Genomic DNA, 11,348 nt, shown 5'->3' on the forward strand with positions numbered 1-11,348 from the left:
CTCAGCCACCGATCCAGACTTTGCCTTCGTCGATGCGCGCCGGCCAGGCGGGTACCGAGTTGGCAGGTTCCTCCAGGCACTGCCCGGTGGTGAGATCGAAGTGATGCTTGTAGATCGGCGAGGCCACCACGATGCGTTCGCCCAGGTTGCCCACCAGCCCGCGCGAGAGCACGGCGGCCTGGGCATTGGGATCATAGTTGCCGATGGCGAAGACGCGCGGCTGCGGCGCGCCCTGGCTGTGGTCGATGACGTGGAAGATGGCTACCTGCTGGTCGCCGATCAGCGCGGCCACGCCCGTGTTGGGGACGATCTCGGCCAGTTCGCAGACGGGGGTCCAGTGCTTGATTTGTTGGTCGCTGTGCATGCCGGGCTCCTGATGTTTCCTGATGTTCAGACGGTCTCGACGACGACGGGAATATCGAGCAGCTTCTTCTCGGCCACCGTGGCCGGTCGGATCTGCCCGCGTTCCTCGACGAACTTGATGTTGCCGTCGGCCGCCTTGCTGTTGACGAAGTGGCGGAAGCGCTTGCGCGTTTCGGGATCGGTGACGGCCTTCTTCCATTCGCACTGGTAGGTGTCGACCACGCGCTGCATCTCGGTCTCCAGCTCGGCGGCGATGCCCAGCTTGTCGTCGATGACCACGCTCTTGAGGTAGTCCAGCCCGCCTTCGAGGTTCTCGCGCCAGGTGCTGGTACGTTGCAGGCGGTCTGCCGTGCGCACGTAGAACATCAGGAAGCGGTCCACGTAACGGGTCAAGGTTTCTTCATCCAGGTCGGAAGCGATCAGTTCCGCATGGCGCGGCTTCATGCCGCCATTGCCGCAGACGTACAGGTTCCAGCCCTTGTCGGTGGCGATGATGCCCACGTCCTTGCCCTGCGCTTCGGCGCATTCGCGGGTGCAGCCTGAGACGCCGAACTTGATCTTGTGCGGCGAGCGCAGGCCCTTGTAGCGGTTTTCCAGGCGCACGGCGAAGCCCACGCTGTCGCCCACGCCGTAACGGCACCAGGTCGAGCCGACGCAGGATTTGACGGTGCGCAGCGACTTGCCGTAGGCGTGGCCGGTCTCGAAACCGGCGGCGATCAGTTCTTCCCAGATGTCAGGCAGCTGGTCCACGCGGGCACCGAAGAGGTCCACGCGCTGGCCGCCGGTGATCTTGGTGTAGAGGCCGTATTTCTTGGCGATCTGGCCGACCGCGATCAGGCCATCGGGCGTGACTTCGCCGCCGGCCATGCGCGGCACCACCGAGTAGGTGCCATCCTTCTGGATGTTGCCGAGGAAGTAGTCGTTGGAATCCTGCAGGCCGGCGTGTTCCTTCTTGAGCACGAAGTCGTTCCACAGCGAAGCCAGCACATTGGCCACCATCGGCTTGCAGACATCGCAGCCCAGACCCTTGCCGTGCTTGGCCAGCAGTTCATCGAAACTCTTGATCTGGCCCACGCGCACCAAGTGGTGGATTTCCTGGCGCGAGTAGGGGAAGTGTTCGCAGACATGGTTGTTGACGGCCAGGCCCTGTTTCTTCATCTCGGCCTTCATCACCTGGGTGACCAGCGGCACGCAGCCGCCGCAGGCGGTGCCGGCCTTGGTGCAAGCCTTCAGGTCGCCGATATTGGTGACGCCCGAGGCCACCGCCGCACACAGCTGGCCCTTGGAGACGTTGTTGCAGGAGCAGATCTGCGCCGATTCCGGCAGGGCGTCCACGCCCAGGCCCGGTTTTGCCTTGCCGTCGGATTGCGGCAGGATCAGGAATTCCGGCGACTCCGGCAGCTCGATCTTGTTGAGCATCATCTGCAGCAGCGTGCCGTATTCAGCGGCATCGCCCACCATGACCGCGCCCAGCAGGTGCTTGCCCGATTCGGAGACCACGATCTTCTTGTAGATCTGCTTGCGCTCGTCGGTGAACTGGTAGGAGCGGCTGCCGGCTTCCTTGCCGTGCGCATCGCCGATGCTGGCCACGTCCACGCCCATGAGCTTGAGCTTGGTGCTCATGTCGGCACCGTTGAAGGCCGGTACTTCGATGGCTTCATCGCGGTGCGAGAGCAGGTGCTTGGCGGCAGTGCGGGCCATGTCGTAACCCGGGGCGACCAGGCCGAAGATCTTGCCGTTCCACAGCGCGCATTCGCCGATGGCATACACGGCCGCGTCGGACGTGAGGCAGCTGTTGTCGATGACGATGCCGCCCCGGTCGCCCACCTTCAGGCCCGCCTGGCGCGCCAGTTCGTCACGCGGGCGGATGCCGGCGGAGAAGACGATCATGTCGGTTTCCAGGTGCGAGCCATCTTCGAAATTCATGCGATGAGTGTGCTGCTTGCCATCGACGATCTCGACCGTGTTCTTTTGCGTATGGGCGGTCACGCCCAGTTCCTCGATCTTCTGGCGCAGGATGCGGCCACCGCTTTCATCGACCTGCACCGCCATGAGGCGCGGCGCGAATTCGACCACGTGGGTTTCCAGCTTCAGGTCACGTAGGGCCTTGGCGCATTCCAGGCCTAGCAGGCCACCGCCGATGACCACGCCGCTCTTGGAACGGCTGCCGCATTCCAGCATCGCCTCCAGGTCTTCGATGGTGCGATAGACGAAGCAATCCTTGCGCTGGTTGCCCGCCACCGTCGGCACGAAGGGATAGGAGCCGGTGGCCAGTACCAGTTTGTCATAGGACAGGGTCTCTTCCGCACCGGCCACATTGACCACCACCTGCTTGCGTTCCAGGTCGATGTGCTGGGCCTTGGCGTTGAGCTTGAGATCGAACTGCACCGGGCTGCGGCCGGCGTCGAAGAAACCGGGCGCCACCAGCGACAGGTCTTGCGCGCTCTTGCCGGCAAAGAATTCGGAGAGGTGCACGCGGTCGTAGGCCGGGCGCGGTTCTTCGCACAGGATGGTGACCTTGAGGTCGCCTGCGCCGCTTTCCGCCAGGCATTCCAGGAATTTGTGGCCGACCATGCCGTGGCCGATGACGATGATGTTCATGGGTGCTCTCCTCAGGCTGCAACTTTGCTGTCGGCCAGGGCGGCATCGCCGCTCTTGTCCGACGCGGTGAAACGGATGGCCACTGCGCACAGTGCCGAAATGGTCACCAGCACGCCCAGCATCGACAGCGTCTGCTGGGTGTTGCCCAGGCCCTTCATCAGGAAGCCCGCGGCCACTGCACCGACGTTGCCACCGGCACCGATGATGCCGGCCACGCCGCCGAGTGCCTTGCGGTCGATGAAGGGCACCAGCGCATAGGTCGCGCCGCAGGCCATGTGGGTGAACAGGCCGAAGCACAGCATGGCGATGACGGCGGCCACCACGCTGCCGGCATGGGCGAACCACAGCAGGCCCAGGCCTTCGCCCAGCATCATCACGAAGAGCAGGGTGGCGCGGCGGTTCAGGCCGCCACGCAGGGCCACCTTGTCCGAGATGTAGCCGCCCAGGGCGCGGGCAAACAGCGCCAGCAGGCCGAAGCTGGCAGCAGCGATACCGGCCGACTCCAGCGAAAGCTGGAAGTGATCCACGTAGTAGATGGCGGCGATGTTGTGGATGAAGATCTCCACGCCGAAGCAGGCACCGTAGGTAATGAAGAGCATCCACACGCGATAGTTGGCGGCCGCTGCACGGAAGCTGGCCCAGCCGCCGCGCTTGCCGCTTTCGATGGTCACGCCGGCGGCGCGCAGTTCGTCATAGTTGCCTTCCGGGCAGTCCTGGGTAAAGCGCCAGTAGAGCGCGGCCATCACCAGCATCAGTACGCCCGGCACCAGCAGCGCGGCGCGCCAGCCCCAGCCTTGCGAGACGCCCAGCATCAGCATGGCGGCCATCAGCAGGGGCATCACGCCCTGTGCCACGCCGCCGCCCGCATTGCCCCAGCCAGCCGTGGCCGCATTGGCCGTGCCGACCACGTTGGGGGCGAACATGACCGAGGTGTGGTACTGGGTGATGACGAAGCTGGCACCGACGGCACCGATGAGCAGGCGGAAGAACAGGAAGCTCTCGTAGGTCTGCGCGAAGGCCACGCCGATCACCGGTACGGCACCGGCCAGGAGCAGGCCGGTATAGGCCTTGCGCGGGCCGAAGCGGTCGCACATGGGGCCGATGATGAGGCGCACCAGGATGGTCACGGCCACGGCGGCGATGTTGATATTGGCGATCTGGCCGGGGGTAAGGTGGAATTCACCCTTGATGACCGGCATCAGCGGCGCGCAGGCGAACCAGGCGAAGAAGCAGACGAAGAAGGCCATCCAGGTCAGGTGGAAGGCGCGCATCTGGGGCGTGCCCAGGGAGAACAGCGCGATACGATTGGATTTGCTCATGTCGGGGTCCCGTAAAAACAAAAAGGCGTCCGCTCGAATCCGAGGCCTTGCCTCGTTTCAAGCGGACGCCATTGTCCGTATGCATTGCAGATCCATCGTTAGATCGGCATCAAAGTGGTGGATCGTCCTTGATCCTGATGGACATTGAGCAAAGGCCGTGCCAGGCGGAGGTTTTTGGTGCAGTGGCAGGCGGGGAGCGGCTTTGCAGGGAGTGAGCGGACATCAGGCGCAACCTCGGCGCTGTGCCGGATCACCGATATATATCATTGCATGATGTATCCCGGTGCGTGCTGCGCGTTCGTGGTGCGGCGCATCGTAACAGTGCGTGGGTGTGCAGGCCGGGGCAAGTGAAGACGCTGAGGTATCTGTTGCCGCAGGGATATCCCGTGTGCACAGGGCAGGGACGAGCAACGCTTATCGCGGCTGGAAGGCAATGAGCGCCATGCCCGCCAGCGCCACGGCCACCCCGGCGCAATCCCAACCCGAGGGCCGCACGCCGTCCACGGCCCACAGCCACAGCATGGCCACGGCGATGTAGACCCCGCCATAGGCTGCATAGACGCGCCCGGAAGCGGCCTCATGCAGCGTCAGCAGCCAGGCGAACAGGGCCAGGCTGGCGGCGGCCGGTAGCAGCAGCCAGGCGCTGCGGTCCTGCTTGAGCCAGAGATAAGGGAGATAGCAGCCGACGATTTCGGCCAAGGCCGTGCAGAGATAGAGGAAAACCGTTTTCATCGGTGCGTTCGTCAGTCTTCTTCGCGAGCGCTGATGTCGGCCCGCTCGTCGTCGGTCTTGCGCAGCCACTGGCGATGCAGGAAGTGCTCCAGCGGCCGGCCTACCACGAACAGCAGCAGGATCAATCCCGTCGCAATGAGCGCCACGCGCCACCAGCCAGCTCCGCAAACGATGCCCACTGCAGCGGTGACCCAGATCGAGGCCGCCGTGGTCAGGCCGCGGACTTTTTCGCTGCGCTGTTCATGGATGATCACCCCGGCACCGAGGAAGCCGATGCCGGTGATCACGCCCTGGATGGCGCGGCTGACCGCGTCGCGGCTATGCACGTCGGACTCCATCGAGAAATCCATGGCGGCCATGGTGACCAGCGCCGCCCCCAGCGCCACCAGGCCCAGGGTCTTCATGCCGGTCGGTTTGCCGCGCAGGTTGCGGTCGATGCCGATGACGCAGCCGATGAGCATGGCGAAGAGCAGGCGGTAAAAGATTTCCAGATGGTCGGTCATGGGAGGCGGATGCAGTGATCGAGGGCGACATTGTAACCTTGCGGTCCACCGCTTTTTCATCCTCCGTCCGGTCCTGCGTCACACGCATAAAAAAGCCCCGTCAACTTCGACGGGGCAAATCAGGCATGGCGGGAGGCTTGCGCTGCGCCATGCTGCGCTCAAGCATCAAACAACAGCAAACAACGGAGACAACAGGAAAAACAGGTACTGCGGAGACATCAACTGCCTGGAAAGAGCGATGCGCCCATCGGTGTGCCGCAATGGATCAGGAACCCGAGCCGCCAGCGCCGCCGGCACCACCGGTGCCGCTGCCGCCGGCTGCACCGCCCGCACCCGTACCGGTGCCACCAGTGCCACCGGAGCCGCCGCCAGGGCCGCCATTGCCGCCCGGGGAGGTGCCCAGCGGGCCGCCCTTCATGTCAGTGGAATTGGGGTTGTTGCCGGAGCGGGACTTCTGGCTGCTGCTCTTGTCCGACTTGTTGTGGTTGCGCATGCTCTTGCCGGAGGAAGAGCTGCCGGTGTCGGTGGCGCTGTTGTTGGGCGCCATCTGCCCGCCGGTAGCGCCCGTTGCGCCCGAGCCGGCGGCACCCGCACCTGCTGCACCACCGCTGGCACCCGAATTCTGCGCGAAGGCGCCGGTGCTGAAGGCGGCGACCACGAGGGCGGTGCCGAGCAATTTCAAAGTCGGTTTGGACATGGAGATCTCCTTGGGTTGTTGTGGGGGCGTCCCGCCATCGCGAGCCGTTGGAGACATACTAGGTCCTGCACCGAAGACGGGCAGTCGGACGCAGTTTCAATCGCGTGTCGGTGCTTTCGTACCCGGATGACGGTGCTTGTTGTTGAGCCACGCAGTCCATCACGCCGTTTTGATCACGCGGCGGCCGGCGTGCATGCCCTCAAGCCAGGGTCTGCCGCAGTTCGCTGGGACTGATCCCGTAATGCTGGCGAAAGCGCATCGCAAAACGCGAGGGCGAGTCATAGCCGCAGGCCGAGGCGATGTCGGCGATGGGCAAGGAGGAGGCCTGCAGCTGGTCCAGTGCCAGTCCCAGCTGCACCTTGTCGAGCAGCTCCCGAAAGCCGGTCTGCTCGCGCGCCAGGCGCCGGCGCAGGGTCGAGACGCTGCAATGAAACGCTTCGGCTACGCGCTCCAGGCTGCGTTCTTCGGGCGCCAGCATCAGCAGGTGCTGTTCGATGTGATGGCTGATGGCGTCGCCGCGTTCGCGCAGCAGGCCGCCGATGGCACCGCGCAGGCTCAGCGCCAGCAACAGGCCTTCTGCGGCCTGGCATTGCAGTTCGACCGCTGCTTCTTCGCGGATGCAGTCCTGCAGGTGCCGCCAGGCGCGCAGGGTGTCGGCCTCCTGCTTCACGCTGCTGACCGCACTGGCCTCGCGCGCCTGCACGCCCTGGCCGGGGTAGTGCAGGCGGAAACGCTCCACCAGCGCCGGCGGCAGCGACACCATGTCGGCCGCGTATTCGCCCCCCTTGGGCAGGTTGGCCACATTGACCTGGGTGCCAGCGGCCAAGAGCACCAGCACATCCTGTCCGCACAGCAGCTGGCGATGGCCCCATTGCAGGCGCTTCTTGCCCTGGCGCACGTGGCAGATGCTGGCCAGGCCGATGAAGACCTGGCGCAGCTGCTGTTCGTGGCGGGCGCGGATGCGGGTCAGCGTGGGGCCCGTGCCATGGGCGAAGGGCAGGATGGCGATGTCACTTTGCATGCGGGAATCAACGTCCGTAGGTGGCGGTCAGCCTGGCCTGGCCAAGGGCCGAGGCATTGAGGAAGAAGCCGAGCATAGCACCGCTGGCTTGCGCATCCAGTGGCAATTTTTCGGTATTCAGTGCCCAAATGACGAATTGATAGCGGTGCGGCTTGTCCCCTGCCGGCGGACAGGCGCCACCGAAACTGCTGCCGCCGAAATCGGTGCGGCCTTGCACCGCACCTGCGGGCAGGCCATGGCCTTGCGCATTGATGCCGGTCGGCAGGCTGGTGGTGGAGGCCGGCAGGTTGAACACGGTCCAGTGCCACCAGCCGCTGCCGGTGGGCGCATCGGGGTCATAGACGGTCACGGCGAAGCTCTTGGTGCCAGCCGGCGCGTTGGACCAGGACAGCTGCGGCGAGCGGTTCAGGCCGCTGCAGCCGAAGCCATTGAAGACTTCCGCGTTGGAGAGGGCCTGGCCGTCCTGGATGTCGCGGCTGCTGACGGTGAAGTCGGCGGCCTGTGCCGACAGTGCAGAAAACGTCAGGGCCAGTGCGGCCACGGAAAGGCGGGAAGAAGACATGCATGCGCTCCGGTCAAGGTTGAGGAGCGCCCATGGTAGAAGACGCATATCCGGCGCATGGTGCAGAAAACGTCAGCCTCGGTGCAGAAAGCGTCAAGGCGCAAACCGGCTTGCGGGTGGCGCTGTCAGAACAGGTTCAGCGAAATCAGCAAGTCCAGTCCCTGGAACAGTTCGACATAACGGCTGGCGGCCGATTCATTGATGACGATGAAGCGGGTGAAATCGAACAGCGCCGGTTCCAGCTGCGCGTCAATGGCTTGCTGTGCGGCGAAGCTGGGGTAGCTGAGGCCGAAACCGTAGAACTGCTGCTTGAACTGCGGATTGAGATTGGCCTCATCGACCGGGTGGAATTTCATCACCAGCCGTGCATGCTGGCTGGCCACCAGCGCCTGCATGGTGCGCAGCGAACTCATCAGGCCATGGAGGTTGCGCTGGGCCTCTTCGCTGTGCTGGCCGCAGCGCGCCACCATGTTGATGATGTTGGGCAGGAAGCACAGCCAGTGGCGCTGCTCTTGCCCCAGGGCCCCCTGCGGTGCCAGGCTGACCGTGCGCACCTTTGGCAGGCCCGGAAAGGCTTGCGGTGAGACGCGGTAAGCGCCGCCATATTTCGGATGGTGCGCGTCGAACCAGATGGCGGGCACCGCATTGATTTGCAGGATGGCTTGCGGCGTCAGTCCCAGGCGCTGCATCAGCACGGGTCTGGCTTGCAGCATGTGCAGCAGCGCGGTGGCATCGACGGTGGCACTCTGTGCCGGCGCCGCCAGCAGGGGATTGCAGGAGGTATTGCCTTCTTCCAGGTAGCACACGCTCTGCACCGCCGCCGCCAGCTTGAGTAGCTTGCCCAGCAGGTAGCCGGTGTGCGGCACGAAGAGGCGCAGGGGCGTGAAGGTGGCAGGCAAGGCCGCCACCATTGCATCCAGGAACGCTACCGTGCGGGCCAGATCCCAGATGCCGTCGTCGATGACGCTGGCAAAGGCTCCCTCCCATTGCATGCCGCGTCCGCATACCACCAGCGGCGCGCGCAGTTCTCCCTCGCGCTGCAGTTGCCGGGCGATGGAATAGGTGATGGGGCTGTGCAGGTAGACGATGTCCATGGAAGAGCAGGGGCGCGGCCGCAAACTCGCGCCTGGTGCGGCAAAGGCAGGATGATGGTCGGCCCGGCCTGCATGCACCATGGGAAGATGATTCACAAACGTAACGGGATGTAACGGAGGCGCAGCGTCCCGTTGCGCCGCTGTCAGCTTCAGCGAGCGCCATATGTTCCGGTGCACCAGGCTCAGCCACGAGACTGCACAGCGCTTTCGCCAGCCGCCTCTCTGGTTGGCGCCTACTGACCGGGATGGCGGAGGCAGTCAAGCTTTTATAATGATCGCGCTTCCCTATTCTGAGCGAGTTCCCATGAACCTCACCCCCCTAGCCATCCTGCTGGTCTTCCAATGCCTGGGCGAAGGCGCCGCGCAATTGCTGGGCCTGCCCATTCCCGGTCCGGTGATCGGCACGCTGCTGCTGCTGATCGCCTTTCTCTCTTCACCCCGTCTGGCGCAGATGATGGAGCCGACCTCCTGGGGCATCCTGCAGCACCTGTCGCTGCTGTTCGTGCCCGCGGGCGTGGGCGTGATCGCCGCCGCCGGTCAGCTCAAAGGCGATCTTCCTGCCATCGTGGTGGCGCTGGTGGTCAGCACGGTGCTGGCCATCGCCGTCGGCGCGCTGGTGACCAACGCGGCGATGAAGCGCTTTACCGGCGCACGGCAGGCGCCTGACGATGAGGAGTCGCGCTGATGCACGGCCTGGCACGCCTCTCCGATGTCTGGGTCTACCTCGCCGCCTCGCCGCTGCTGGGGTTGACGACCACGCTGGTGGCCTATCTTTTCGCGTTGTGGGTGTATCGCCGCCTGGGTTACAACCCCTTGGCCAACCCGGTCCTGATCGCCATCGCCATCGTGGTCAGCATCCTCGCCATTACGCATACCCCCTACAAGACCTATTTCGAGGGCGCGCAATTCGTCCACTTCATGCTCGGCCCCGCCACGGTCGCCCTGGCCATGCCGCTCTACAAGCAATGGCACAACTTCCGCCGCGCCGTGCTGCCGCTGATGCTGGGGCTGGCCGCCGGGTCGGTGACGGCGGTGGTCTCGGCCGTCGGCATCGCCTATGCGATGGGGGCCTCGCGCGACATCCTCATCTCCATGGCGCCCAAGTCCGCCACCACTCCCATTGCGATGGCCATCGCGGAACGCTTCGGCGGCCTGCCCTCGCTGACCGCCGTGCTGGTGATCTGCACCGGCATCCTGGGCGCGGTGCTGGCGCGCTACGTCCTGAACTTCCTGCGCATCGACAGCCATCCCGTGCGCGGCTTCGCGCTGGGCGTGGCCTCGCATGGCATCGGTACGGCGCGGGCGCTGCAGGTCAGCGCCGAGATGGGCGCTTTCGCCGGACTGGGCATGGGCCTCAATGGCGTCTTCACGGCCGTGCTGGTGCCGGTCCTGATGCCGCTGTTGCTGCGTTGGACCGGGCACTGAAAAAGGACTAAATGATTTATACGGCGGGCTTGGGGCACCATGGCGGTACCTTGAACTGCTCCACCAGGAAATCACGCATGCGTTGCACCTTGGGCGGCAGGTGGGTGCGGGTCGGGTAGAGGGTGTGCACCACCAGTTGTTCCCCGGTGCTCCAGCCCTCGAACAATTCCACCAGTTCACCGGACTGGATCGCGGCATTGACGATGAAGTCCGGCTGGATCGCGATACCCTGGCCGGCAATGGCCATGGCGCGGCAGGTGGCACCGTTGTTGACGTAGACGGTGGAGCGCACGCGTACCTGGCAGGTGTCGCCGTGCACGTGCTTGAAATGCCACTCGTCGCCGCCGTTGCGGTAGCTGTAGGAAATGAAGGGAAAATCGCGCAGCTCCGCCGGACTCACCGGCGTGCCGTGCCGCTCCAGGAAGGCCGGCGAAGCGCAGGCGATCATGCGCACCGGCGCCAGGGGACGCGCCACCATGCGGCTGTCACCCAGGGTGCTGATGCGGATGGCCATGTCGAATCCTTCTTCAAGCAGGTCGATGGTGCGATCCGACAGGGTGATGTTGAGCGTGATCAGCGGATTCTGTTCGGTGAACTTGCCCCACAGCGGGGCCAGTTGCTCGACGCCGAAATCCTGCGGTGCGCCGATGCGCAGCCGGCCGCAGGCCTGGTCGGAATTGAGCCCGACTTCGCTCTCCACATCCTGGATCGATTCCAGCAATTCCTTGCAGCGCGTGAAGTAGACGCGCCCTTCATCGGTCAGCGAGAGCCGCCGCGTGGTGCGGTGGAGCAGGCGGATGCCCAAGAACTGTTCCAGCTCCGATACCTGCCGCGAGACCGCCGGCTTGGACTGGCCGGTCACATCCACGGCAGCCACGAAGCTGCCGCTTTCGACGACGGCGACAAAGGTTTCCATCGCTTGCAACTTGTCCATGGCTGCCTTCCGATTTGCAAGAAAAATACCGTGCAGACTGCCACAGGTGCGCGCGCTTGCCCATGCTACGTTCGGATAATGGCGCGCCGGGGAAATT

At 64.7% G+C, this 11,348-nt stretch carries 12 protein-coding genes; 2 read left to right on the forward strand and 10 right to left on the reverse strand.

Translation table 11 applies throughout. The features are described 5' to 3' along the window. Position 1: 1 nt before the first annotated feature. The 9 genes from nirD to CEJ45_RS01170 all read right to left on the reverse strand — a co-directional run bounded on the left by nirD (position 2) and on the right by CEJ45_RS01170 (position 8,892). The gene (gene nirD / locus CEJ45_RS01130; protein ID WP_088753414.1) at positions 2–364 is read right to left on the reverse strand and encodes a nitrite reductase small subunit NirD; all 363 of its coding nucleotides are present in this window, start codon (positions 362–364) and stop codon (positions 2–4) included. A 26-nt stretch (positions 365–390) separates the two neighbouring features. After that, the gene (gene nirB, locus CEJ45_RS01135) at positions 391–2,964 is read right to left on the reverse strand and encodes a nitrite reductase large subunit NirB (protein WP_088753415.1); all 2,574 of its coding nucleotides are present in this window, start codon (positions 2,962–2,964) and stop codon (positions 391–393) included. Positions 2,965–2,975: 11 nt separating this feature from the next. After that, entirely contained in the window at positions 2,976–4,283 is a 1,308-nt protein-coding gene (locus CEJ45_RS01140; protein WP_088753416.1) for an MFS transporter, read from the reverse strand. A gap of 414 nt (positions 4,284–4,697) precedes the next feature. After that, positions 4,698–5,015, reverse strand: coding sequence for a YnfA family protein (locus CEJ45_RS01145; RefSeq protein WP_088753417.1), 318 nt, complete (start codon positions 5,013–5,015; stop codon positions 4,698–4,700). Between the two features lie 11 nt (positions 5,016–5,026). Next, complete coding sequence (locus CEJ45_RS01150; protein WP_088753418.1) at positions 5,027–5,518, reverse strand: MgtC/SapB family protein; 492 nt, start codon at positions 5,516–5,518, stop codon at positions 5,027–5,029. A gap of 265 nt (positions 5,519–5,783) precedes the next feature. After that, positions 5,784–6,215: a hypothetical protein gene (locus tag CEJ45_RS01155; protein ID WP_088753419.1), complete on the reverse strand. Its 432-nt coding sequence runs from the start codon at positions 6,213–6,215 to the stop codon at positions 5,784–5,786. Positions 6,216–6,414: 199 nt separating this feature from the next. Further along, positions 6,415–7,236: a helix-turn-helix transcriptional regulator gene (locus CEJ45_RS01160; RefSeq protein WP_088753420.1), complete on the reverse strand. Its 822-nt coding sequence runs from the start codon at positions 7,234–7,236 to the stop codon at positions 6,415–6,417. Positions 7,237–7,243: 7 nt separating this feature from the next. Continuing rightward, positions 7,244–7,798, reverse strand: a complete 555-nt coding sequence (locus CEJ45_RS01165; protein WP_088753421.1) for a YbhB/YbcL family Raf kinase inhibitor-like protein — start codon at positions 7,796–7,798, stop codon at positions 7,244–7,246. Between the two features lie 125 nt (positions 7,799–7,923). After that, the gene (locus CEJ45_RS01170; protein ID WP_088753422.1) at positions 7,924–8,892 is read right to left on the reverse strand and encodes a hypothetical protein; all 969 of its coding nucleotides are present in this window, start codon (positions 8,890–8,892) and stop codon (positions 7,924–7,926) included. Between the two features lie 304 nt (positions 8,893–9,196). On the opposite strand from CEJ45_RS01170, the gene CEJ45_RS01175 reads away from it, so the two are divergent. Together CEJ45_RS01175 and CEJ45_RS01180 are read left to right on the forward strand one after the other, a co-directional pair. Continuing rightward, positions 9,197–9,577: a CidA/LrgA family protein gene (locus CEJ45_RS01175; RefSeq protein WP_088753423.1), complete on the forward strand. Its 381-nt coding sequence runs from the start codon at positions 9,197–9,199 to the stop codon at positions 9,575–9,577. Continuing rightward, the gene (locus CEJ45_RS01180) at positions 9,577–10,317 is read left to right on the forward strand and encodes an LrgB family protein (RefSeq protein WP_088753424.1); all 741 of its coding nucleotides are present in this window, start codon (positions 9,577–9,579) and stop codon (positions 10,315–10,317) included. Before CEJ45_RS01175 ends, CEJ45_RS01180 begins: the two co-directional genes overlap by 1 nt. A gap of 16 nt (positions 10,318–10,333) precedes the next feature. Here the strand turns inward: CEJ45_RS01180 and CEJ45_RS01185 are convergent, their stop codons facing one another. Continuing rightward, positions 10,334–11,251, reverse strand: coding sequence for a LysR family transcriptional regulator (locus CEJ45_RS01185; protein ID WP_088753425.1), 918 nt, complete (start codon positions 11,249–11,251; stop codon positions 10,334–10,336). Positions 11,252–11,348 lie beyond the last annotated feature (97 nt).

The organism is Herbaspirillum aquaticum, from assembly GCF_002213425.1.
In the GTDB taxonomy this organism is placed as follows: domain Bacteria; phylum Pseudomonadota; class Gammaproteobacteria; order Burkholderiales; family Burkholderiaceae_D; genus Herbaspirillum; species Herbaspirillum aquaticum.